The organism is Bradyrhizobium sp. AZCC 1693 (assembly GCF_036924745.1).
In the GTDB taxonomy this organism is placed as follows: Bacteria; Pseudomonadota; Alphaproteobacteria; order Rhizobiales; family Xanthobacteraceae; genus Bradyrhizobium.
In genome coordinates this window covers 3,402,535-3,425,114 of record NZ_JAZHSD010000001.1, presented here as the reverse complement: position 1 = coordinate 3,425,114, position 22,580 = coordinate 3,402,535, and the positions used below count along the sequence as shown (strand labels likewise).

General features: G+C 61.6%; 20 protein-coding genes and 1 tRNA gene. 10 read left to right on the top strand and 11 right to left on the bottom strand.

From position 1 onward, the window contains the following. Nucleotides 1–62: 62 nt before the first annotated feature. A complete protein-coding gene (locus V1293_RS16305; protein ID WP_334510920.1) occupies nt 63–890 on the bottom strand; it encodes an AraC family transcriptional regulator in 828 nt (275 codons plus the stop codon). A gap of 129 nt (nt 891–1,019) precedes the next feature. Further along, the gene (locus V1293_RS16300; protein ID WP_334510919.1) at nt 1,020–2,270 is read right to left on the bottom strand and encodes an ABC transporter substrate-binding protein; all 1,251 of its coding nucleotides are present in this window, start codon (nt 2,268–2,270) and stop codon (nt 1,020–1,022) included. 438 nt (nt 2,271–2,708) lie between these two features. Here V1293_RS16300 and V1293_RS16295 point away from each other — a divergent pair, with 438 nt between their 5' ends. Both V1293_RS16295 and V1293_RS16290 read left to right on the top strand, forming a co-directional pair. Further along, a complete protein-coding gene (locus V1293_RS16295) occupies nt 2,709–3,683 on the top strand; it encodes a DUF2066 domain-containing protein (RefSeq protein WP_334510918.1) in 975 nt (324 codons plus the stop codon). A gap of 238 nt (nt 3,684–3,921) precedes the next feature. Further along, nucleotides 3,922–4,812 (top strand): helix-turn-helix domain-containing protein, encoded by an 891-nt coding sequence (locus tag V1293_RS16290; RefSeq protein WP_334510917.1) that lies wholly within the window; start codon nt 3,922–3,924, stop codon nt 4,810–4,812. A 161-nt stretch (nt 4,813–4,973) separates the two neighbouring features. On the opposite strand, the gene pyrC is transcribed toward V1293_RS16290, so the two are convergent. Genes pyrC through V1293_RS16275 form a run of 3 tightly spaced genes read right to left on the bottom strand, consistent with a single transcriptional unit; the run spans nt 4,974 to nt 6,597 of the window. Continuing rightward, a complete protein-coding gene (gene pyrC / locus V1293_RS16285) occupies nt 4,974–6,068 on the bottom strand; it encodes a dihydroorotase (RefSeq protein ID WP_334510916.1) in 1,095 nt (364 codons plus the stop codon). Further along, nucleotides 6,065–6,244 carry a M20/M25/M40 family metallo-hydrolase gene (locus V1293_RS16280; RefSeq protein ID WP_334516744.1) on the bottom strand — a complete coding sequence of 60 codons (180 nt, stop codon included), beginning with the start codon at nt 6,242–6,244 and terminating at the stop codon, nt 6,065–6,067. Before V1293_RS16280 ends, pyrC begins: the two co-directional genes overlap by 4 nt. Nucleotides 6,245–6,291: 47 nt before the next feature. Continuing rightward, entirely contained in the window at nt 6,292–6,597 is a 306-nt protein-coding gene (locus V1293_RS16275; RefSeq protein ID WP_334510915.1) for a hypothetical protein, read from the bottom strand. 237 nt (nt 6,598–6,834) lie between these two features. Between V1293_RS16275 and V1293_RS16270 the strand changes: the two genes are divergently transcribed. The 3 genes from V1293_RS16270 to upp all read left to right on the top strand — a co-directional run bounded on the left by V1293_RS16270 (nt 6,835) and on the right by upp (nt 10,107). Continuing rightward, nucleotides 6,835–8,088, top strand: coding sequence for a GTP cyclohydrolase II (locus V1293_RS16270; RefSeq protein ID WP_334510914.1), 1,254 nt, complete (start codon nt 6,835–6,837; stop codon nt 8,086–8,088). A gap of 18 nt (nt 8,089–8,106) precedes the next feature. After that, complete coding sequence (locus V1293_RS16265) at nt 8,107–9,342, top strand: URC4/urg3 family protein (RefSeq protein WP_334510913.1); 1,236 nt, start codon at nt 8,107–8,109, stop codon at nt 9,340–9,342. A 135-nt stretch (nt 9,343–9,477) separates the two neighbouring features. Next, nucleotides 9,478–10,107 (top strand): uracil phosphoribosyltransferase, encoded by a 630-nt coding sequence (gene upp, locus V1293_RS16260; protein ID WP_334510912.1) that lies wholly within the window; start codon nt 9,478–9,480, stop codon nt 10,105–10,107. An 88-nt stretch (nt 10,108–10,195) separates the two neighbouring features. Here upp and V1293_RS16255 read toward each other — a convergent pair whose 3' ends face one another. The 3 genes from V1293_RS16255 to V1293_RS16245 are packed head-to-tail and all read right to left on the bottom strand — an operon-like array spanning nt 10,196 to nt 13,093. After that, entirely contained in the window at nt 10,196–11,194 is a 999-nt protein-coding gene (locus tag V1293_RS16255; protein WP_334516742.1) for an SIS domain-containing protein, read from the bottom strand. 11 nt (nt 11,195–11,205) lie between these two features. After that, complete coding sequence (locus V1293_RS16250; RefSeq protein ID WP_334510911.1) at nt 11,206–12,150, bottom strand: N-acetylmuramic acid 6-phosphate etherase; 945 nt, start codon at nt 12,148–12,150, stop codon at nt 11,206–11,208. A gap of 19 nt (nt 12,151–12,169) precedes the next feature. Further along, nucleotides 12,170–13,093: a BadF/BadG/BcrA/BcrD ATPase family protein gene (locus V1293_RS16245; protein WP_334510910.1), complete on the bottom strand. Its 924-nt coding sequence runs from the start codon at nt 13,091–13,093 to the stop codon at nt 12,170–12,172. A 115-nt stretch (nt 13,094–13,208) separates the two neighbouring features. On the opposite strand from V1293_RS16245, the gene nagA reads away from it, so the two are divergent. The 4 genes from nagA (at nt 13,209) to V1293_RS16225 (ending at nt 16,687) form a co-directional block, all read left to right on the top strand. Continuing rightward, on the top strand, nt 13,209–14,390 hold the full coding sequence (nagA, locus tag V1293_RS16240; RefSeq protein ID WP_334510909.1) for an N-acetylglucosamine-6-phosphate deacetylase: 1,182 nt from the start codon (nt 13,209–13,211) through the stop codon (nt 14,388–14,390). After that, the gene (locus V1293_RS16235) at nt 14,391–15,593 is read left to right on the top strand and encodes an aspartate kinase (RefSeq protein WP_334510908.1); all 1,203 of its coding nucleotides are present in this window, start codon (nt 14,391–14,393) and stop codon (nt 15,591–15,593) included. Nucleotides 15,594–16,043: 450 nt separating this feature from the next. Continuing rightward, nucleotides 16,044–16,364, top strand: coding sequence for a type II toxin-antitoxin system RelE/ParE family toxin (locus V1293_RS16230; protein ID WP_334510907.1), 321 nt, complete (start codon nt 16,044–16,046; stop codon nt 16,362–16,364). An 11-nt stretch (nt 16,365–16,375) separates the two neighbouring features. Continuing rightward, nucleotides 16,376–16,687 carry a helix-turn-helix domain-containing protein gene (locus V1293_RS16225; RefSeq protein ID WP_334510906.1) on the top strand — a complete coding sequence of 104 codons (312 nt, stop codon included), beginning with the start codon at nt 16,376–16,378 and terminating at the stop codon, nt 16,685–16,687. Nucleotides 16,688–16,725: 38 nt separating this feature from the next. On the opposite strand, the gene V1293_RS16220 is transcribed toward V1293_RS16225, so the two are convergent. Together V1293_RS16220 and V1293_RS16215 are read right to left on the bottom strand one after the other, a co-directional pair. Continuing rightward, nucleotides 16,726–19,602: a TM0106 family RecB-like putative nuclease gene (locus tag V1293_RS16220; RefSeq protein WP_334510905.1), complete on the bottom strand. Its 2,877-nt coding sequence runs from the start codon at nt 19,600–19,602 to the stop codon at nt 16,726–16,728. Between the two features lie 293 nt (nt 19,603–19,895). Continuing rightward, nucleotides 19,896–19,971: transfer RNA gene (locus V1293_RS16215), tRNA-Ile, on the bottom strand. A 171-nt stretch (nt 19,972–20,142) separates the two neighbouring features. Between V1293_RS16215 and V1293_RS16210 the strand changes: the two genes are divergently transcribed. Continuing rightward, nucleotides 20,143–21,108 (top strand): TAXI family TRAP transporter solute-binding subunit, encoded by a 966-nt coding sequence (locus tag V1293_RS16210; RefSeq protein ID WP_334510904.1) that lies wholly within the window; start codon nt 20,143–20,145, stop codon nt 21,106–21,108. A 139-nt stretch (nt 21,109–21,247) separates the two neighbouring features. On the opposite strand, the gene V1293_RS16205 is transcribed toward V1293_RS16210, so the two are convergent. Beyond that, complete coding sequence (locus V1293_RS16205) at nt 21,248–22,459, bottom strand: ABC transporter substrate-binding protein (protein WP_334510903.1); 1,212 nt, start codon at nt 22,457–22,459, stop codon at nt 21,248–21,250. Between the last annotated feature and the right edge of the window lie 121 nt (nt 22,460–22,580).

The window sequence follows — 22,580 nt, the reverse complement described above, 5'->3', positions numbered from 1 at the left end:
GCATCCTAACGACGCCGCGGACCTTGCACTTGATTGTCAGTATCTTTTCGCGCCTGTTACGCTCAGGGGCGTAAGACTTTGGCGGCGCGGCGGTATTCGGTCGGCGCCATTCCGACATTGGCGGCGAAGAAGCGGGTGAAACCGCTCTGGGAGGAGAAGCCGAGATCGAAGCCGATATCAGCGATCGGCACTTCGGTCGCGACCAGCGCGTCGAGCGCCTGTTCCATGATCAGTGTATTGAGATAGAGGTTCGGGGTGACGCCGGTCTGGGTGCGGAACAGCCGGTAGAAGTGCGGACGCGACAGCCCGGAGGCCCGTGCGATCGAATCCAGTTCGATTTCGGCGCCCGGGCTTTCGGACATCAGTTTGATGGATTTGCGGACGCGGAAGTCGGTGACGGCGGCCGTGGTGCGCGTCTCCTGGACCGGCTCGGACATCTGCCAGCTCTCGTCATAGCAACTGTCGATCAACTGCCTCAGTTCGCAATCAAGACTGCTTAACGAAGGTGCGCCGCAAACCAGCGCCGCGGATCGGCGAATATGCCTGTCGAGGGTAGCCGTGCGCTTGAAGCAGGTGCGGCCGAACCGCAGGCTGTGGGCGCGGGCCGCATCTGGGGCGAACCATTCGGCGTTGACGTAAAGGACGAAGAAGATCGCGCCGTTCTCCATATCCGTCGGGACAAAATTGTGTGGTTCCCAGGGGTTGACGGCAACAATGGAGTCTTCTGCGAGGAGCCATCGCTCATCGCAGACGTCGATGCGAGCGGGCGTTCCACCGACGTGAAAAATCAGATGCCCTTCGCGATGCGCATGCATGTTGAAGGGGCGGTTCAACTGATAGACCGTCGCGCGACCGAACCGGCCGTGGAAGACGGCCAGAGCCTTGCTCATGCCTTCCCTCCCGCGGGATGTTCTTGTCTTTTCCGCCAACGTTCAACATCCGCGGAGAGAATGCAAGCTTGGATGGTATCGGGCCGGCCCCGGGCGCGTGACCGGGGCCGGTTCGCAAACGCGAAGAACTCAGTACTTCTTGCACTCCGGAACCGTCCGGCTCGGCAGGCCGATCTTGGAGAATACTGCCGGGTCGTAACCCAGCGTCTGGTTCACGTTCGGGATCACCTTCACGACCTTGCTGAACAAGGCGCCCTTGCCATCGTCCACCACTTCGGTGACGAAGTTGGTGCCGATGGCCTGGCGGTTGGAGTCGAGCTTGATCTTGCCGTTGGGCGCGTCGAGCTCGATCTTGGCGAGGGCTTCCTTGAGTTTCGCCTGATTGTTGCTGAGATCGCCGTTGACCTGACGCAGCGCGAGGATCAGCGCCATCGTCGAGCCGTAATAATTGGTGGCGAGCAGCGAGGGGCTCGGGAACCGTTTGTTCGGCGGGAAGGCATCCTGATAGGCCTTCACGAACTTCTGCCAGCCCGGATCCTCCCAGGTGTCGGCCTGGCCGCTGGCGGCGATGGTGCCGAGCAGCGCGTTCTTGGCATTGCCCTTGGCGGAAAGGATGGTCTGGTCGACCATGATCGAACCGCCCATCAGATGCGCCTTGCCGCCGGCCTGCTGATACTGGTTCAGGAAGTTGACGGCGTCCGCGCCGCCAAGGCCGAGATAGATGGCGTCGACATCGTCGGGCAGCGCGGCGATGACCGAAGCAAAGTCCTTGGTGCCGAGCGGCACCCACTGCCGGTTCGTGACCTGCCCGCCGGCGCCGCAGAACTCCAGCACAAGCCCGAACACCTGCGTGTAGATAAACGAGTAGTCTTCGCCGACGGTTGCGATCTTTCGATAACCCTTGGTCTCATACGCGTATTTGCCGAGCCCGACCTGCCACTGGGCGCCATCCATGTTGAAGCGGAAGAAGTTTGGTGACGGATCGACGTAAGTGGTTTCCTGCGCACCGGAAGCGGCGTTGACGAAGGTCAGCTCGGGGCGCGTCTTGGCAAAGTTCTTGACCGCGATGCCTTCGTCGCCGGACAGCGGCGAGAGCAGGATCTGGACCTTGTCCTGCTCGATCAGTTTGCGCACCGCGCGAATGGCGGAGTCGGGCGCGGCATCGGTCGACGCGATGATGAACTCGAGTTCCTTGTCGCCGATCTTCTTGCCGAGCGTGTTGAGCGCCGTCTGATGGCCGCGTATGCCGTCCTCGCCGAGCACCGTATAGGTGCCTTCGAGCGTCGCGGTGACGCCGACCTTGATCTTCTCTTGAGCCAAGGCGGCGCCGGAAAGCAACAGGCTGCTCAGCGCGACCAGTCCCGCACAGCTTCTAAACATCGAACCCCTCCCTTGTATCGCCGGTTTTTGTATTGTCAGGCCTTGTATCGTCAGGTCGTTCCAGGAATCGCCATGCAGTCGATTCCGGCTGCATATCGCGCAGCCGGAATGCATCGCGACCGGAACCGCCGGACGAAAGCTAGCCGATGCTTGGGCTGCGCGCGCAACTTCGCCGGTCGCAACTTGACCGGTAGTCTCATTTTGCATGCTGCGCCGCGACGTGACTTGCAGTGATTTGCGAGCGGCGATTCAGCATCGCGGGCCCTCAAGACAAAGCAATAAGTCCCTGATTTCACTGACGGGTGCCGAGGGCTCGAACCCTTGAGCGTAATGCGGCTCAAGTGCCGGCTTGAACCTTCGCAAGAGCCGCCATCTCGACGGGTCCGCTCACGGCCTCAAATCGAACGGCGCCACGAGCTTCACCGTCTTCGCGGTCAAATGGCGGGCCTGCATCTGGAAAGTTTGCCTTTCCGCAAAAACGAACGAATGTTTGAAGAGAAGAGCAGCGGAACCGCGAAAGGCTTCGTCATGACCGATCTGCACAGGACGAGACGCCGGTCTATCAGAACAGGCCGTGGTACGGGCCGCGCGATTATCAGGATATTTCTGGCAACCACCCTGACCTGGTGCGCCGGCACCGTGGCCGTCGCGGGAGCCGATCTTTATCGCGCCAAAGTCACCGTGACGGGCCAGGGCGAGGCGAACCGCATCCTTGGCTTTGCCGCGTGTCTGGAGGACGTCCTCATCAAGGTGTCAGGCGCACTGAAGCTCAGCGGTGACCCGCGATTGGCAGCTTACAAATCGAAAGCAAAAAGCTTCGTCACGGGCTTCAGCTATCGCGACCAGTTTTTGGGCAAGCCCATTCGGGACGAGCAGGGCACCCGTGACCGGCCCTACGATCTCACGGTGGAGTTTGAGGAAAGCAAGATCGACGACATTCTCAAGACGTTTGGTCTCAAGCCCTGGCTTTCCCATCGTCCGCGCCTTGCCGTCTTTGTCGAGATGGAGCAAGGCCCGAGGAACTTTATCGTGACGGCGGATGGGCCGCAGTCAGACTTGCAACGTGACGCGTTGCTCGCCGCGGCTGACAAGCGCGGCATGGACATTGTGCTGCCGAGCACGGCGTCGCTGGCGAAATCAAACATCACCGGCGCGGAGCTCAGGACCGCGCCGTTCCCGGCGCTGATGCCGGTTGCGGCCGAACAGGGCGGCGAAGTGGTTTTGGTCGGGCGATTGGTCTGGGATGACCGGGAGCTCGGCTGGACCACACAGTGGCAGATGAACTGGGGCGAGCGGATGCACGGTTGGCAGGTTCGCGGCGTCACGTTCGATGAAGCCTTCCGGCGCGGCATCGGCGGCGCGGCCCAAATCTTGTCAGGCAATGGCGATCCGGACGGCCGCCTGCGCCATTGACTGCATTCGACCGTCGACTGCCGCAGCGATCACGGGATTGGCGAACGATCCGCCATACAAGGAGGTGCGATTGATGTGGTGCGCGGCCATTTTCGAAGTCGCGTATCTCCAAACGTCAATGACAGCGGCTAACTTGGCGCATGGATATCAGGCGCTTGCGTCCCGGCGCCTCTGGACCAGGCAATGCCAATTCAAATAGGGTCATGTCCGCGCACCACCCGCAACGAAACAGGAATTCATGGCGATCGATTACATTCAGGTCGGGCAGCGTCTTCGGGCCCATCGTATGGGTTTAGGTCTTTCACCCGAGGAAGTGGCGGAGAGCCTCGGTATTTCCCGCGCCGCGCTTTACAACTACGAACGCGGCGAGGGACCGGTCAAACTCGAAACGCTGGAGCGGATCGCAGAGCTCCTGAAGACCTCGTTGCCGTCCTTGCTCGGCGTCGGCACCGAATATTTCTCGAGCGCGATCGCCTATTTTGAAAGGTTGCGGCAGATCGAAGAGGTCGCGGAGCGGGTTCTCGTCTACTATGAGCCGGTCACGTTTCTTTTGACGTCGGATGAATATCCCGGGATCCTGCGCGAAATGCTGTTTGAGGGCCTCCCCGAGAAGCTTCCGAACCGCAAGAAGGCCCAGGCGGAAATCGAGCAGCTCATGGACGTGCTGGCGAAACGCAGGGCCACGATCTCGGGCGGCGGTCCGAGCTTCGCGGGCATCATCGGCGCAACTCAGGTCCGCCGGCTTTTGCGGACCGGCTTCATCGGAACATATGATCTTGCGAAACCCGAACGCGAGAAGCGCCGCCTGGCTGCGCGCAAGGAAGTCGAGCGGATCGCCAGCGTGATGGAAAACGAACCGGTCGGCATCCAGATCGGAATCGTCGACGACACGCTGCCCAATCAGACCTTCGAAATCTGCCGCATGCGCGATGGCAGCGCGCTCGTCGCGGTCAGTCCCTTCCGCCTCGGCGAACTCCCCAATGTCCGGCTCGGCGTGGCGTCGGTCACCGGCGCGGAGGAGGCGGTCCAGCTCTACAAGCAACTCGCCGAACAGATGTGGCAACGGGCAGCGAAGGGGAGCACGGGCGCGGCACTTCTTCGCAAGTGCCTGAAAGAACCCGCGATTTAGACCTGCTCAAATTTTGAAGTTGCTGATGAGGCTTTCCTGTATCGGGGCGCGGCTGGGGGTACGGCGGGAGCGAAGTCAGGCCGCGCCGGCCGCTGATCCCGGTTGAGGCGGTGCAATGCTTTTTTGTTTTCGCAAACTCAAGGCGCCAATTTCGCCCTGCGTCATCGCCGCACCTCGCCAACGGACCAGGGTATCGCTTCCCCGCCGCGAAAGATCACGATTTCGCCGTCGTCGACGCTGACAGCCGACGGCATCGACGCGGCGTGGCGCTTCAGTTCGATCGTGCCGTTATTGACCGGCAGGCCATAGAAATTTGCACCATTGAGGGAAGCGAAGGCTTCCAGCCTGTCCAGCGCACCCTCCTCGTCGAATACCTGCACGTAGGTTTGCAGCGCGGTGGCGCCGACAAAGACGCCGGCACAGCCGCATGCCGCCTCCTTGGCGCTGGCAAGGTGCGGCGCCGTGTCGGTGCCAATGAAGAAGCAGCCGTCGCCCGACGTCACCGCCTCGCGCAGCGCCAGACGATGGTGCTCGCGCTTGGCGACCGGCAGGCAGTAGAGATGCGGCCGCAACCCGCCCTGAAAGATCGAGGTCCTGTTGATGACGAGATGATGCGGCGTAACCGTGCCCGCGACGCGGGGCGCATGCGCGCGGACGATCTCGAGCGTTTCCCGGGTCGTAACGTGCTCGATGACGACCTTCAGGCCAAGGTGATCCCGCAACAGCGGCAACAGGCTCTGCTCCATGAACACGGCTTCGCGATCGAACACGTCGACGGCCGGATCGGTCGCCTCGCCATGGATCAGCACGGGCATGCCGATCCGCTCCATCCGCTCGAACACCGGCCGCAGTCCCTTGATATCGGTCACGCCATGATGCGCGTTGGTGGTGACGCCGGCGGGATAGAGCTTGGCGGCGACCCACACTCGTTCGGAATAGCCCTTTTCGATTTCGTCGGGCGACGTCGTATCGGTCAGGTAGCAGGTCATCAGCGGCTCGAAATCGCTGCCGGCGGGGCGCGCCGCAAGAATGCGGTCCCGGTAAGCGGCGGCGGCGGCCACGGTGGTCACCGGCGGCACCAGGTTCGGCATGATGATCCCGCGCGCGAACTGCCCGGCCGTGAAAGGCAACACCGCGCGCAGCATCGCGCCATCGCGCAAATGCACGTGCCAGTCGTCGGGACGGCGGATGGTGATGCCATCGACCGCCTGCTTGCACGCGGCCGCCGAAGCTTCGAAAAGCGTATCCAGGTTCATGATGCTGCCTCCGCGAGTACGTCGCGCATCACGGCAACGCCCACCATGAAATCGGCGATAGCCATGTCTTCGCGCGGATTGTGTGAACCGTGCTCGTTCCGGATGAAGATCATCGCGCTCGGAATCCCCGCATTGGCAAACACCTCAGCGTCATGCCCCGCGGCGCTCGTTGTCAGTGACGGCGGATCGGGCCGCAGTCAGCGATTTCAGTCCGGCGCGACGCTCAATAGAGCTCGGCCGCCGCAACCTTGTTCAAGGTCTGCACCTGCTGCGAAGCCGGCGCCGCCATGGAAAGTTCGGCATCGTCGACGACGCTGACGAGGCGTTGATAGGCAAGGCTGGCAACGTCGACGGGCAGCGGCTCCTCGTCAAAGGAATCGATGTAGCGGCCGACCATGGAAGCGAGCAGACGATACAGCGCACGGTGCTCGTCGTCCGACGACGCAAGCTCCAGGGCCTTTTGCTGAAATGATTTGTAGGTCCTGAGACCCGGATGCTGGGACAATAGCCAGCGGTGAAGCTCACCCAAGTTGTTCCCTCCCTTCGAGAAGAAACAACCACTTATATCATGACGGCGCCCGTCCGCCAAACCAATATTGGAAAAATACAAAAAAATATACGATCGTTGACGGCCGGATTTGTTGTTTATGCACGCTAGTTCCCTATATGATGGTTTGGCGGGGCGGTGGCCCTACGCAATTCAGTTGGTTTTGAGGTCCAGGCCCGTCGTTCAGGCGGGCCGTTGCCGTTTTGGGATTGCAGAAAGATGAGCAGCTCCAACCGAACCGATCACATCCGGTTGACTTCGCACCCGGTCCCGGGCGCGAAGCACGAGTTTCCGATTGCGTGGGGGGCTGCGACCGCGCGGGAGCGCGGTCCGATCATCGGAACGGTCTCTCGACCGCAGGATCGCAACGTCATCGGTTCCCATGGCGGCTCCTATGCTGTTTATCGTGCGCTTGCGGTGTCGTCCGGCGCACTCGACCCGATCCGCCGCCCTGATTTGACCAATACCTATCCAGCCGCAACCATCGGGCCGTTCGAGCAATGGACCGACCCGGAGCGCATCGTCGCGCTTGATCCGTGGGGGCATTTGATAGCGGAGAATTTCCGCGGCGAAATAGCCGAAGGCACCGACATTCGTCCGAGCATTGCTATTACACGGGCGCGGCTCGACCTGCCGGAGATTCAGGCTGCGCTGGCGGCCAGGCGCCTGGTGCCCGACGGCGAGTTTGTTCATGCCAACGGCTCCGTTTCCGTCGTCAAGATCGCCGTCGATCCGGTCTGGTACCTGCCGGGCATCGCGCAGCGTTTCGGCACCAGCGAGACCAATCTGCGCCGCGCATTGTTCGAACAGACGGCAGGCATGTTTCCCGAACTCGTCACGCGCCCCGATCTGCGGGTTTTTCTGCCGCCGATCGGCGGCACGACCGTCTATTTGTTCGGAGATGTCACCAAGCTTCCCGACCATCGCACCAGGATCACCTGCCGCGTGCATGATGAATGCAACGGCTCCGATGTCTTTGGATCGGATATTTGCACCTGTCGTCCTTATCTCATCCATGGGATCGAGGAATGTGCGCGGGCCGGGCAAACCGGCGGGCTCGGCGTGATCGTCTACAATCGCAAGGAGGGTCGCGCGCTCGGTGAAGTCACCAAATTCCTCGTCTACAATGCGCGCAAGCGTCACGAGGACGGCGACGAGGCTTCCGCCTATTTCGAGCGGACGGAATGTGTCGCCGGGGTGCAGGATGCGCGTTTCCAGCAGTTGATGCCGGATGTCATCCACTGGCTGGGATTGAAGCGGATCGACCGTTTCATTTCGATGAGCGACATGAAGTATGACGCGTTGACGGGACAGGGCGTCGAAATCGTCGAGCGGGTGGCGATCCCCGACGACATGATACCCGCCGATGCCCATGTCGAGATCGCAGCCAAGAAGGCCGCGGGATATTTCTCGCCCGATCCGGAACCGCGCGATCCGAAAGGGTCGGTCGGCCGCTCGCTTGAAAAATACTGACGCGGCCGGACATTCATCGTGACCATCGAAGCTGCAGGTGCTCTTTCTCTTCTGAATGCGGGAGCCGTGCGCGAGCGTGCGCACCGCATGCTGGAAATGGGGTTGAATGACGAGCTTTCCGGCTTCCGCATCGACCTCGGCCGGCTGGGCGCGACCGTCGATCTCGTGCTGGCGATAACGCGCAAGGCCTACCCGACGCTTGATGTTCCCTTTCATTCGCGCTGGCGACATTTCGTCATCGATGGCGTTGATCGCTGGGCGGCGCTTGCCGACGCAATGCCCTGGCGCGACGACCAGGAGCGGGCCCGGGCTGAATTTGATCTTGCCATCATCAGCGTGCTGCTCGACGCGGGAGCCGGACCGTCGTGGCGATATCGTGATTCCGTTACCGGCGCCGGGATCGGACGTTCGGAAGGCCTTGCGCTCGCGAGCCTCGACATGTTCGCGCGCGGCCTGTTCTCGGCGAAGGCCGGCGAACCGCTGCGCGCCGACGCGGCGGCGCTCGAGCGGTTGACGATTGCGGATCTGCGCAGCGGCTTTCAGATCGGGGATGACAATCCGCTGATCGGGCTTGAAGGGCGGGTCGCGTTGCTCCGGCGGCTGGGCGAACGGGTGTCGGCATCGCCGCAAATTTTTGCTGCGCGCGACGCGCCGCGTCCGGGCGGTTTGTTCGATCACCTTGCAAAGGCAGGCGATCGGGGTTCGATTGCGGCGCCGTCGATCCTGTCGGAACTTCTGCTCCGGCTTGGCACGATCTGGCCGTCGCGGGTCACCCTTGACGGAATTCCTCTGGGGGATTGCTGGCGTTACCCGGTGTTCAAAACCGAAGAGGCGACCAGCGGGCTGATGCCGCTGCATAAGCTGTCACAATGGCTGTCCTATTCGTTGATCGAGCCGATCGAGCGAGCGGGGCTGCGCGTGACGGATATTGACGGTCTCACGGGTCTTGCGGAATATCGCAACGGCGGATTGTTCCTGGACACGGGGGTGCTTGTGCTGCGCGATCCCGCCGATGCGCTGCGGGAACACGATGTCGGCTCGTCGCTCGTGGTCGAGTGGCGCGCATTGACGGTTGCGCTGCTGGACCGGTTGGCGGAATTGTTGCGGCAGCGCGTCGGTCTCGACGCGGTCTCGCTTCCCCTCGCGAAGATACTGCAGGGCGGCACCTGGGCGGCAGGACGGGAATTGGCGTTTGAGCGCCGTCCCGATGGTTCGCCGCCGCTCAGGATCGTTAGCGACGGCACGGTTTTCTAGAGCGTGATGACGTTTCTTCGAATCGTCAATCCCGCTCTATCTCTTTGATTTGAGCATGATCTTTTCGGAAAACCGGTACCCACTTTTCCGGATCATGCTCTAAACGCGGTCTGGTCACTCGCAGGGGACAAAAGCATGCAAGGCGTCACGATCGTGGATCACCCGCTGGTCCAGCACAAGCTTACGCTGATACGCGACAAGTCGATTTCAACCAAGTCGTTTCGCGAACTCCTCAAGGAGATCGGGATGTTGCTGTGTTACGAAGTAACGCGCGACCTGCCGTTGACGGAAGTCGAGGTCGAGACCCCGCTCGCGCATATGAAGTCCGCCAAAATAGCGGGAAAGAAACTGGTCTTCGTGCCGGTGTTGCGGGCAGGAGTGACATTTGTCGATGGCATGATGGACCTGGTGCCGACGGCCCGCGTGGCGCATATCGGGCTTTACCGCGAGCCGCAGACGTTCGTCGCGGTGGAGTATTTCTTCAAATCGCCCTCCGACCTTCACGAGCGCCTCGCGATCGTGGTGTCGCCGGTGCTGGCCACGGCGAATACGGCAGTGGCCGCCGTCGACAGGCTGAAGGAACGAGGCGCCCGTGACATTCGGCTGGTCTGCCTGCTTGCCGCGCCGGAAGGCGTGGAGCGCTTTCGCGGCCTGCACCCCGACGTGCCGCTATGGACCGCCGGCATCGATCATGGCCTGGACGAAAATGCCTTTATTCTGCCTGGCCTGGGCGACGCCGGGGATCGCGCGTATGGAACGCGCTAGCTGAGATCGTGCTCCATTGCGATAGAGCACGCCAATCTGCCGACGCTTGGTCGTGTCTTCGGGCCGCCAGCCAGCGAACAGTCAGCCGTCAAAACGTCTCGGTAATCTTGCTCAGGCGAGGGGGACGATCCGGGTCAAATCCGCAGGCGCGCGCCGTCTGCTCGATCATCCGATAGGCCGGAACGAGCATGGTGATCGGGTCGGTGGCGGGGTCATCCTCGGCCAGCCAGGGCAGCGAGCCATGCGGTCCGCCGCATAGATGCAGCGTAATCTTCTGCTCGCGCAATTCTTCTGCCAGCGCGTCCACCGTCCCCGCCGTTTCGTCCATGAGGCGCATCATGACAACCGGCGTGCGCGATGACAACGCGGCGCGCGGCCCATGCTGCAGCTCGGCGGCGCTCAGACCAATGGATGGCAGGCGCAGAATTTCCGAAAGCTTGAGCGCGATCTCCCGCGCCGAGCCCAGGCCCAGGCCGCGCGCCGCCACAAACACAGCTGACGCCCTGGCGAGATCATCGGCAATCTCGGACCAGTCGAGCGCCAGCGCGCGGTGCAGGCGCTCGGGCAGCCTGTCGAGGGCTGACCGCAGCGCATGATCTTGCGCCAGTTCGGCAACAAGTCCGGCGCCAGCGGCCATCGAGCCGATCACGGTCTTGGTCGCCGCTACGGAGTGCTCTCTGCCGGCTTCGAGCGGAATGACGAACTCCGCTTCGTCAGCCACCGGCGACGACGTCGCATTGACGATGGCGATGGTGCGGGCGCCCGCGGCGCGCGCCGACCTGGTCGCCGCGACAAGATCCGGGCTGCGCCCGGATTGCGAGATCACGATGAACAGCGCATGGCGCAGCATCAACGGCGTGCGAAATGCCGTGATCACCGAAGGAGCGCTGGCTGAAACGGGAAGGCGAAGCCGCGTCTCGACAAGGTATCTCAAGAAAACCCCGGCATGCCCAGAGCTTCCCCGGCCGCACACGACGCACAGGGGGGCGGAGCCAATCTCAATTCGCTGGGCGATATCGCGCGTGGCGGGGCGGTTACGAACAATTTTGGCGACTACATCCGCGCTTTCCCCGATTTCGCTCGCCATCGCGGATGTCGTCACGGCTCAACCGCTCCGCCTTGCTTGCGCGCCGCCGCTTCCTTGGGATGCGGGTCACGGTCCTTGGTGAGCTCGGCAAACACCTGCCGAAGGTTGCCGTCACAGTTTTTCAGAATGGCCTCGGCATCAACCCTGTCGACACCCAACGCCAGAAGGCCTGCCGTCTTGATGTCTCCATCGGCCTGCTCAAGCCAGCGTGCCGCGTGCGACGGATCACAATGCGCGATTTGCGCCACCATGGCCTCGGCGCGCCGCTTCAGCTTGGCGTTGGTCGGCTGCATGTTCACCATCATGCCGCGGTACACCCGGCCAAGGCGCAGCATGATACCCGAGGAGATCAGGTTGAGCACAACCTTCTGCGCGGTGCCCGCCTTCATCCGCGTGGAGCCGGCGATCAGTTCGCGGCCGGTCTCGATCAAGATCGGAAACTTTGCCGACGCCAGCAGTGCGGTGCCGGGATTGTTGGCAACACCGATCGTCACTGCACCGAAAGAGCCTGCCTGCTGCAGCGCCGCGACCGTGAATGGCGTTGTCCCGCTGGCGGCAACGGCGATCACCACGTCGTGCGCTGTGAGCTGCGCGGCATTGATCTGCGTGACCGCATCATCGACGTCATCCTCCGCGCCCTCGATGCTGGTGACGAACGCGCTGTCTCCGCCGGCGACGATGAAGCGGACGCGTTCGCTCGGCCAGGCGAAGGTCGGCGTCAGCTCGGCGCCGTCCTGGACCGCCACGCGGGCCGAGGTGCCGGCGCCGACATACACAATGCGTCCGTGATCGCCCAGCGCCGCCTTGGCCGCTTCGGTCGCCGCAGTGATCGCGGGAAGGGCATGGCCGATCGCCGCGACTGCCGCAAGCTGGCCCTCCCACATCGCTTCCATCGCTGACGACAGCGACCATGCATCAAGATCGGCAAAGCGGGGATCGACTTCTTCAGTGGCCATATGGTTGATCCATGCGCCATCAAACGCGGAACTTTGAAGCCTGTTCATGGTCAGTTTCTCTCGTGGGCGGGTCAAGCCGCCCTCGCGCCAGCAGTAACGCGCCGGCGGCCGCGTCGGCGTCAGGACACCTCAGGCGGGCGCGCAGGTCAGGCGTCAGCCAGGGCGTAATGGCATCCGCGAGCCCGCCTACCAGCGAGAGCCGGTCAATTCCTCTCGCCAGGAACAGATCAAGCAGATCGCCAATGGCATCGGCCGCGCGTTCGACAATGCGACGGCCGATCGGATCGCCCTGATTGGCGTGCCGCATCACGATCGGCGCGAACGCAGCGTAGTCTGCGGCCCTGGCTTCTTCAGACCAGGCCACCGCCTGATAAGGATCATGATCGAATGCGCCCAGCACCTCTGAAAGCAATGGGGTCAGCTCGCCGCGGCGATCCGCGGCCCGCAGCGCCAGTCGAACAACCTGCAGGCCGATGTCGGCACCGCTGCCTTCGTCCGACACGGGAAAGCCGTAACCGGCGAGACGGATTTCCCGGCCATCGATCAGGCCGACACCCACCGAGCCTGTGCCGGCTACTACGATGGCCCCGTCCGCGCCGCTATGGGCGCCGAGACAGGCCGCCAGGCCGTCGCTGATGAAGATGACCGACGCAAAGGGATGCGCGATCTTGTTGAGCGCCGCTTCCGCGCCCCGGCGACCGAGACCGGCAAGGCCAATTCCGGCGCGCATCCGCGCGAAATCTTCGCGCGTCAGGCCGGCCTGTGCGGCTGCCGCTTCAGTGGCCTCCATGATGGACCGCCAGGCCTTCTCGAGGCCAATCCGCGTCGTGGCAGGCCCGGAGCTCGCTGCTCCGAGTACCCTGCCGTCTTCGTCTTCGATCCGGGCGCGGCAGCGAGTTCCACCGCCATCAATGCCGAGATACGTGGTACCTTTTGTTCCCATGGAAAGTTAACGCGAAGGTTTTGCTCCGGGTCCTCCCAAGCCCCTTGGTGTACATATGAAGTCTTGCACGGGACTCGCCTCACGAGTCCGTGACTGCTACCCCGGATAAATACTGATGAGCCACGCCGGTTCTTCCTCCCTCACGATTGCCGCGCAGCACATCTTTGATGGTGCCGACATGCGCGGGCCGGGGTCGGTCAGGATCTCGCAGGGGCGGATTGAAAGCATCACCTTCGGCGAGGTGGAGGCGCGGCCCTCAATCCGCCTTCCCGCAGACGCGATCCTTGCACCCGGATTCATCGACATCCAGGTGAACGGAGGCGGGGGCGTCCTTCTCAACGACCAGCCAACGGAGGCTGGCGTTCGACGCATCGTTGAGGCGCACCGCAAGGAGGGGACCACGGGCTGCTTGCCGACCCTGATCACCGATCGCAGCGAGGTCATTGAGCGATTGGCTGCAGTCGCCCAGGCTTGTCTGAAGATTCCCGGCGTTCTCGGCTTTCATCTGGAAGGACCGGCCCTCAACAGGTCTCGCAAGGGCATTCATCCGGAAGCCGAGATACGCGTGCCCGATCGGCGCGATCTCGCCGCGATCAAAAGTTTTGGCGGCCGCGGCCGCTCCATTGTGACCTTAGCCCCGGAATGCGTGCCCGCGTCCATGATCGATGAATTGATCGGCGCCGGATTGCGTGTCGCGGCCGGCCACAGCGACGCCACCGCAGCCGAAATCGGGCAGGCGGTCGATCGCGGTGTCTCGGGGGTGACCCACCTGTTCAATGCCATGTCGCAGTTGAACGCCCGGGAGCCGGGTCTGGTGGGCGCCGCGCTTGGGGATGACCGGCTGTTTGCAGGGATCATCTGCGACGGCATCCACGTTGACCGCGCCGGTTTGCGTGTTGCCTTCCGCTGCAAGGGGCGCGATCGATTGATGCTGGTGACCGATGCCATGCCATTGGCGGGCACGAACGACCGGCAATTCATGCTGCAAGGAAGGCCGATCACGTTGCACGAAAACCGCCTGACGGGCCCCGATGGCACACTCGCGGGCGCTCACCTCACCATGATCGAGGCGGTGCGCAACGCTGTTGCGCTGCTTGGAATCTCCCTTGTCGATGCCCTCATCATGGCCTCTCGGACATCAGCGGCATTTCTGGGTCTTGAGTCCGAGCTTGGACGGATCGCGCCCGGCTACCGCGCCGACCTTGTCGCCTTCAATCCGAACTTTGAAGTCGTCGGCACGTGGATAGGAGGTGTCGGTTCGATGAACGAAGCAAGCGAGGCTTCTCAAGGGGGCTAGATGCGCAACTATCCCATCATCGTGCAAAAATATGGCGGTGTCTGTCTTGAAACACCGGCGAAAATTCGCGCGGTTGCGCGCAGTCTCGCCGCCCTGCGTGGCCGTGGTCATCGTGTCGTGGCGATCGTCTCCGCCATGGGCAAGACCACCGACCAATTGATCCAGATGGCTTATCAGGTAAGCCCTAATCCCAATCGCCGTGAACTCGACATGCTGATAACGACGGGTGAGCGCATCAGCATGTCCCTGATGAGCATGGCGCTTTCCGATCTCGGCGTGCCCGCGATCAGCTTCACCGGCAGCCAGGCCGGCGTGATGACCGACGGCTCCCATTCCTCCGCACGCATCCTGGATGTACGGCCCATTCGCGTGCGTGAGGAACTTGATCGTGGGCGCGTTGTGGTGCTGGCAGGATTTCAGGGCGTGAACCCGGTGACCAGGGAAGTCACCACGCTCGGCCGGGGTGGCAGCGACACCACCGCCGTTGCGATGGCCGCGGCGTTGAAGGCCGAGCGCTGTGAGATCATCAAAGAGGTCGACGGAATTTGCTCTGCCGATCCGCGCATCGTGCCGGATGCAAAGCCCCTGCGGCGAGTGGACTTCGCATCCCTGTCCGAAATGTGCTTCTGGGGTGCAAAGATCCTGCATTTTCGCAGCGTAGAGCTGGCGCAAAGTCAGGGTGTGCCTCTGGTTCTCAAGCAGTGGGGTAGCGTTAAACACAGCACGCAAGTGATGAAAGAGGTTGCAGGCATGGAAAACGGAAAGGTTCTGGCCGTCAATTCGATGGCTCGCATTGAGCATGTGGAAATCGATTCCAAGGATCTCAATCACGGTTTCGAGAAATTCGCGCAGCATCTCAAGCAAAACAGCCTGTCCTGGCCGCAGCTTCTCGCCTCGAGCTTCATCGCGGGAAAAACCAGCATGACCGTGGCCTGTGATTCAGAGTGGCTCGACGCCCTGTTGCGCACGCTGGAGCCAAGCAAGGATCTGCGCAGGCAGGGCGAGGCTTCAAGCTCGGTGAGTCTCACCTGCTTCGGCGGCGTTTCGTCGGAATTGCCGTTCCGCGCGTTGCAGGTTCTCGGACATCACGGGATTGTCCCCGACAAGTACGTGTTGTCGCCGCATTCGGTCAGTCTGTTTGTCCCTGTGGAGAAGCGGGAGGCCGCGGTTAGGGCGTTACATTCGCTTGTCCAGCAAACATAGGTTCGAGAAGCGGCAGGGATCGCTTATTCGCGTCTCCGGATATCTGGTCGCCTGCTCATGGTTACGAGAGAGGAAGACAACCATTTGATTTATTGGTGGGCCCGGCAGGACTCGAACCTGCAACCAGACCGTTATGAGCGGCAGAATATCGATCAGCTTCGTTGATGTTGCTGGGTTTTCGCTTGATTTCGATTGCGTTCGATGCGTTTCGATCGGGTTGTTTCTGGTGCGAAACTGGTGCGGTGGCCACGAAAGTAGGAATGCTTCGTTCGTGGAGGTCAGACGGTGCTCTTATCGCTCGAAAAGCGTCACGCTGTCTAGGAAGCCGCCCATGGCGCGAAATGAAAGCGTAGCGCCAGTCGGATTGCTGTTGTCGGTCTGCACATTATATGGTACATGAACATTATAAAGGGCATGATGTCAGGTAGCAGTCCCCACAAGATACCCGTCGTGTTTTACCGCACGAAGGGCGGGACGGAGGCGGTGCGGGACTGGCTGCGGAGTCTGGACGACGCTGATCGTCAAGCCGTTGGCCTCGACCTTATGCGCGTCCAATACCGCTGGCCGGTGGGCATGCCGCTTTGCCGCGCGCTGGGCGACGGCTTGTGGGAGGTGCGCACGTCGCTGCCGAGCAATCGGATCGCTCGCGTCCTGTTCAGCGTGCAGCAGGGCTGCATTCTGGTCCTTCACGGGTTCATCAAGAAGACCCAGAAGACGCCGGCGGATGACCTGGCCCTGGCGCGCCGTAGAAACCGTGAATTTGAGAAATGAAGGAGATCAAGATGGCGAATGTGGCGAGGAAGAAGAAAGCAACCCATTCTACCGCCAAACTCACCACGCTCGATAATTTCCTCGGAGAAGAAGGCAAGCGCGACGAGTTCGAGGCCATCGCCGTCAAGGAAGTTCTTGCGTGGCAGATCGAGCAGGCGATGAAGGAGAAGAACATATCGCGCAACAATCTGGCGCAGCGCATGAAGACCTCACGCAGCCAGATTGGGCGCCTGCTCGACCCAAAGGACGGCAACGTCACGTTAACCACGCTTCAGCGTGCCGCGCGGATGGTCGGGCGGTCGCTTCGGCTGGAACTGGTTTGAGGAATGCGGCGTGGTTCCGGCGAGTTCGGACTAGGCAGTCACTCGCCTTCCGCGGCTACGGCATTGCTTGGCTGCGTAGTCCTTCCCCGACGAAGTGAGATCAGGGAGGGGGGCAAATAGCCTTTTGGGTAGACCTCGATGCGCTGCAAACGTCGCCGACGACGCTTGCCCGCTGCGAAGGCATCCATATCGCGTTCCTGTGACAGGAGAAATTTCAGAAAGCTCATGTCTCGAACGCGACATGTTTGATAAAGGCTCAGCAAGACCAATTGTTCAGCAAGGCCAGCTTCTTTGACGCTTCGTCCGACATCCTCTCTATAGCCGCTAACGCGCTTGATGGCATTTTCGGCCAAATTGTTATTCCACGACACGCCATCGTTCTGCAGAAACGTGAACAGGCGTTGGCGGTTTCGGAGCAGTCGCTCTTGTAAGCCTTTGGATGAACCCGATTCGTAGAATCGCTCGGCGAGTGCGCTAAAGAATGCTTCAACTGCGTTCGTATGGGTCTGCAGATAGCGCCGCTTGAGACCGTGCTCATCGATAGCTACGACGATTGACCGCAAAAGGGCCCCGAACGGCGCCGTAATGGACTGAAGCTCCTGGTCGAACGGATTGTCGAGAATCGCCCTGTTCATGTCGCGCATCAGGTGGACAAGACAGCGCTGCTGCAAACAGGGAAGTCCGTCGTATGCGGAATAGAAATCCGAGACCAGCACGCCTTTGAAATTCTTGAGCAGTTTCCGTAGGAAATCTCCCTCACGCGACCGTCGGAAGATGTAGACCGTTGCGGATGCGTTGGCGAACACCCAGACGTACCCCGCGCCGTCCTTCAACTTGATCTCGGTTTCGTCGATGTGCAGCACCGGCCCGGCCATTAATTGCGCGAGCAGCATGTTGTAGGTCTTACGATACTTATGGACAAGCAGATGCCGGAAATCCGTAAATTCCCAGAAGTTAACCCGAATGCCGAAGGTCTCATAGAACAGCGCGGCCAGCGACCTGACCCCGAGTCTATGGGTAATGTGCTGGTACGCAAACCAGCTCATTAGACCATGAAAGTAGCGCGTTAGGCGGTCGTAGCGCTCGGGCGTGAAGCAGTTTTCGCAAGACTCGCAACGATAGGCGATAGTCCTGATCTCTACGACCTTCCGGCGGATCGCTCCCGGCGTGATGACGAGATCGATGGCGCGCTTGCGCCTCCTTTGCAGGCCTTTCGGCCGCTGTTTTGAATCGAGTGGCACGATACGCTTGCTGCTACAGGCGGGACAGCGGGTTGCCGTGATTTCCATCCGGTGCGTAACGCGCAAGTCCCGATTTTGCCAGCGTCGGCTCCCCTTATTGCTGCCTCGCTTGCGCCGGGCCGGTTTCGCCCGTACGAACACATGGCGTTGCTGGTAATCGAAATAGGCCCGCTTATTCACGAATTCGAAGTCGGCATGCGCGAATTTTGACCAAGTGACGGTGCGCGCCAGCTTATCGAGCTGCGCCACGGAGGCCACGCGTAGCGCGTCGTCCGGTTGGTCGTGCGCGTTGCAGTTCGGCGCTTCAGCCAAGAACGCGCAGAGTCTGTGCAGCGCTTCGCAGTCTTCGAGATTGTATTGGATCAGCTTGGTTTTCCATGAAACATCGCCGGTCTTTTCCCAGTTCTTGCGCCAAACGACGCTCTCGATGCCGGAGGCGTTTGGCTCGGTCCAGCGGTAGCCGAGGCAGCCTGCTGTTTCCTTGAGGCCGTTCGAGTAAGTTGGAAAGTAGAAATGCGGGTAGATGATTGTGAGTACATTCGTGAGCGCGGTCAAAATAGCATCAACGGGCTTCTTACGCCGGGCCTTACGTCGCATGCGCGCGATAACGGTTCGCTCGTAGTTGCCGTAGGAGTAAAGGCGCGGTGCGTCATACTGTCCAACGATGCCGAGAAACCGAGTGAATATTTCGGCTTCCCTTTTCTCATCGTCGGCCCAGAACGAATGGCGCTCGACGCGCTCGCCTTCGCAAACGACGAGTCCAATCAGGTAGATGGAGCCATCTTCGGGATCACCCTCCATGTCAACATAGATGCGCACTGTCGCTATCGGAATTGTAGGTGAGCCCAACACATAGATTGTCTTGTCGCGAATGGCTAGCGCGTGCAGCGCGTGGTCTCGCCGAGTGAGCGGGGTATCGGCGCGTTTGCCGCGTCGCCGAGGCCGAAATGTGTGCGCGAGCTGGGTCAGTGTGAGAATGCCCTTGCGAGCGTATCGTCTGATCGTCTTTTCACCGATGCCACGCAGAAGGCTAAGATTGTCCTCCCGAATGGCTTGGTCACGGCAACGATCGCGGAATGCGCAGATTCGACAATGGTCGTTCAATAGTAGCTTCGGCGGGGCATCGGCGCGCTGCAGGCGCTCGGCATCTCGGAGAAGAGTTTCCGCCGCCGTCAGTGCTGATCCGAACCGAATGTTCGTCCTCGCGCCGTTGCGCCCGAGATATACGGTTCCGCCACTAGGAAGCGCGCCCTGCAGCCGGCCTAAAAGAACCGCGCGTGTGGCGAGTTGCTGGCGATCGAGAGCGCGAACCAGCGGCGCCGCACAAAACAGCACCGGTTCATATCGGTAGTCTCCGAGTGCCGAGGGGCCATCGATTTTGCGAAGGGCATCGAAGTGGACAGCATAGCGATCATCCTCCAGAAGGGCGCCAAGAACAAACGACGCTCTCTTGCGAAGACTCGCTGCCGACAAATTAAGGTCGTTCGCCATCTCGGCTTGGCCGTATTCGCGCCGGATCTTTTCTATTATCGCGGGTTCGAGATTGGCTCGCTGCTCAACCAAGAGCTTCTCGTACCCCGACAGGGTCCCTTGCTCACCGCGCAGTTGAAAATATGCCTTCAGCCGGCAATGCTGCAGCGCTCCGATGACATTGTCAGTGATCCTGGAGGGCATCACGAACCCCCTTCGCCGCTTGCAAATAGGGTATACTTGTTGCGCGCGATTATCGCCTAAATCAGGCAACTCAGCTTCTGAAGTGGACGGGGCTGTCTGCAGAGCGCGGACTGATCAATTCGTGCGATGAAGCCGCCGAATCTACGATTGAGAAGGAGGGGCAGTTGTCGGATCGAACCCCGCGGACTAGCTTGCGAACTGTCTGAGTATAGCGATAGGCGAGCAAGTCGGAGCATTTCTGGTGCGGTGATCTCGCTACGGCGAAATAGCTCCTGATAAGTTGCTGATTTCACTGGTGGGCCCGGCAGGACTCGAACCTGCAACCAGACCGTTATGAGCGGCCGGCTCTAACCATTGAGCTACAGGCCCCGCCGCGGAGCGGCCGCGGGGAGGGCGGCCGGCAACGGTGCCGCCATCGTTTACAGGCATGACAGCGATACGGCAATGCCGGGCTGGGAGCCAAGAACAGGCTTTCGTCAGGCCCCGCGCTTGCCTACAACCTCCGTTGCATCATTCGTCACCGAACGCTTGAGGCTAGAAATGAAACTCGCTGGGATCGCCTGGGCCGGCCTGCTGCTGTTCGCCGGCGTCGCCACCGCGCAGGAGGGAGGCAAGGCCATTACCAAGACCACAATCAGCCTGGGCACCGCGACGCCGGGCGGCGGCTTCCCGGTCTATGGCAATGCGTTTGCGGAAGTGATGAACGCCGCCGATCCGGGGCTCTCGATCGAGCCGCGCAACACCAAGGGCTCGAACGAAAACATCCCGCTGCTGGAATCCGACCAGCTCGACATCGCGCTGGTGGCCGGCGAGCCGTCCTACGAAGCCTTTATGGGCATCGGGCGGGCGCCGACAAAACTGAAGATCCTCACCGCGATGTATTCCAGTCCTGGCATGTTCGTGGTGCGGGCGGACAGTCCCTACAGGACGATCAGGGATCTGGTCGGCCAGCCGGTCGCCTTCGGCGCCAAGGGGTCTGGCCTGCCGATCCTGTCGCGCTACATGCTCGACGGTATCGGCCTGAAGCAGGACGAGGACTTCAAGTCGATCTATCTCGACCGCGCCGGCGACGGCCCTGCCATGGTGCAGGATGGTCGTGCCGCCGCGCTGTGGGGCGCGGGCATCGGCTGGCCGGGTTTTGCCACCATGGCGCAGGCGCCGGGCGGCGCACGCTTCATCGCGCCCGACGCCAGCGAGATCGCGCGCATCCGCGCCAAGCACACCTTTCTCAAGCCGCTGACGGTGCCCGCCAACAGCTATCCGAATCAGCCGGCAGCGATCGATTCCGTCGGCTCATGGAGTTTTGTGCTCGCGCGCGAAAGCCTGCCCGACGATGTCGCCTACCGGCTGGCGCGTACACTGCACGGGGCCGAGGCCGCGCTCTGCAAGAAGCTGTCGCAGGCCTGCGAGACCACGGCCGCGAACACGGTCGCGGCCGCGCCGAATGCGGCGCTGATCCATCCCGGCGTGATGAAGTATTTTCGCGAGGCGGGGGTGGTGAAGTGACCGGCGCCGATAGAAGCTCGCTTCTATCGGCAGAGGTCATTCCGGGGCGCGCGTAGCGCGAACCCGGAATCTCGAGATTCTCAGGTGCGCAATTGCGCACCATAGTTCGCTTGCGCGCCCCGGAATGACTCATGCGCAGTCACTTCTTCGCCATCGCGCATGCCGGGTCTGGCGGGCCGAACGCTTCATCGCCGGGAATCTTGGCGAGGATCTGATAATAGTCCCACGGATATTTCGATTCCTCCGGCTTCTTGACCTGCACCAGCCACAGGTCGTGCACCATCAGATTGTCCTCGCGCAGCTTGCCGTTGCGGGAAAAGAAATCCTCGATCGGCTTTTCGCGCATCTTCGCCGCCACTTTCAGCGGCTCGTCGGTGCCGGTCTCCTTGATGGCGTTGAGGTAGCTCATGACGGAGGAATAGACGCCGGCCTGCCACATCGTCGGCATCCGGTTCATCTTGGCGAAATAGCGTTTTGACCATTCGCGGGTCTTGTCGTCCATGTCCCAGTAGAACGAGGTCGTCAGCAACAGGCCTTGCGCCGCCGGCAGTCCCAGCGAATGGATGTCGGTGATCAGCGCCAGCAATGCCGCCATCTGCTGGCCGCCCTTCAGCACGCCGAACTCGGCGGCGGTCTTGATCTCGTTCATGTTGTTGGGCGGACCAGCGGCGATGCCGATGATCTTGGCCTTGGAGGCCTGCGCCTGCAGCACGAAGGACGACAGATCAGGCGTCGCGAGCGGCGGCCGCACCGAACCCAGCACCTTGCCGCCATTGGCGGTGACGACGGCCGACGCGTCGCGTTCCAGCGAGTGGCCGAACGCATAGTCGTCGGTGATGAAGAACCAACTGTCGCCGCCGCGCTTGACCACGGCCTGCGCGGTGCCGGCCGCGAGCGAACGGGTGTCGATCACCCACTGCATCGCGTAGGGCGAGCAGAATTTGCCGTGAAAATCCGCGGCCAGGGTCGAATGCGTGATGAACAGCTTTTTCTTGTCATTGGCAATGTTCTGCACCGCAAGGCCGACCGCGGAGACCGGAACGTCGACGATCAGGTCGACCTGATCGACGTCATACCAGCGCCGCGCAATCGCGCCGCCGATGTCGGGCTTGAGCTGGTGGTCGCCGGCGATGATGCTGATCGGTTTGCCCAGCACCTTGCCGCCGAAATCGTCGATCGCCATCTGCGCTGATGTGACCGAGCCCTGGCCGGTCGGCGTCGCGGCCGGACCGTTCATGTCGGTGAGGACGCCGATCTTGACCACATCGTCTGAAACTTGCGCGAGCGCGGCGGTCGATGCCAGCATCGCGGCCGCGAGTATTCCCAGCCTGGATAGATTCCTGGCGAACATCCTGTCTTCTCCTCCCTGGAATCGGCGCGTTGGCCGTTGGTTTTCGCAGGCGGTTTGATCCGCCAATTGGTCTCATTTGCAACTATTTTGGAACGGCGTCAACGTAGCCGAATGGAGGGAG

Excerpts from the sequence above, each read along its gene's own strand:
- V1293_RS16305 (WP_334510920.1), bottom strand. The coding sequence starts at position 890 with ATGAGCAAGGCTCTGGCCGTCTTCCACGGCCGGTTCGGTCGCGCGACG.
- V1293_RS16245 (WP_334510910.1), bottom strand. The coding sequence starts at position 13,093 with ATGGGAACAAAAGGTACCACGTATCTCGGCATTGATGGCGGTGGAACT.
- V1293_RS16250 (WP_334510911.1), bottom strand. The coding sequence starts at position 12,150 with ATGGCCACTGAAGAAGTCGATCCCCGCTTTGCCGATCTTGATGCATGG.
- V1293_RS16205 (WP_334510903.1), bottom strand. The coding sequence starts at position 22,459 with ATGTTCGCCAGGAATCTATCCAGGCTGGGAATACTCGCGGCCGCGATG.
- V1293_RS16290 (WP_334510917.1), top strand. The coding sequence starts at position 3,922 with ATGGCGATCGATTACATTCAGGTCGGGCAGCGTCTTCGGGCCCATCGT.
- V1293_RS16225 (WP_334510906.1), top strand. The coding sequence starts at position 16,376 with ATGGCGAATGTGGCGAGGAAGAAGAAAGCAACCCATTCTACCGCCAAA.
- V1293_RS16295 (WP_334510918.1), top strand. The coding sequence starts at position 2,709 with ATGGCGGGCCTGCATCTGGAAAGTTTGCCTTTCCGCAAAAACGAACGA.
- V1293_RS16255 (WP_334516742.1), bottom strand. The coding sequence starts at position 11,194 with ATGGCGAGCGAAATCGGGGAAAGCGCGGATGTAGTCGCCAAAATTGTT.
- V1293_RS16300 (WP_334510919.1), bottom strand. The coding sequence starts at position 2,270 with ATGTTTAGAAGCTGTGCGGGACTGGTCGCGCTGAGCAGCCTGTTGCTT.
- V1293_RS16210 (WP_334510904.1), top strand. The coding sequence starts at position 20,143 with ATGAAACTCGCTGGGATCGCCTGGGCCGGCCTGCTGCTGTTCGCCGGC.
- V1293_RS16220 (WP_334510905.1), bottom strand. The coding sequence starts at position 19,602 with ATGCCCTCCAGGATCACTGACAATGTCATCGGAGCGCTGCAGCATTGC.
- V1293_RS16270 (WP_334510914.1), top strand. The coding sequence starts at position 6,835 with ATGAGCAGCTCCAACCGAACCGATCACATCCGGTTGACTTCGCACCCG.
- pyrC (WP_334510916.1), bottom strand. The coding sequence starts at position 6,068 with ATGAACCTGGATACGCTTTTCGAAGCTTCGGCGGCCGCGTGCAAGCAG.
- V1293_RS16235 (WP_334510908.1), top strand. The coding sequence starts at position 14,391 with ATGCGCAACTATCCCATCATCGTGCAAAAATATGGCGGTGTCTGTCTT.
- nagA (WP_334510909.1), top strand. The coding sequence starts at position 13,209 with ATGAGCCACGCCGGTTCTTCCTCCCTCACGATTGCCGCGCAGCACATC.
- upp (WP_334510912.1), top strand. The coding sequence starts at position 9,478 with ATGCAAGGCGTCACGATCGTGGATCACCCGCTGGTCCAGCACAAGCTT.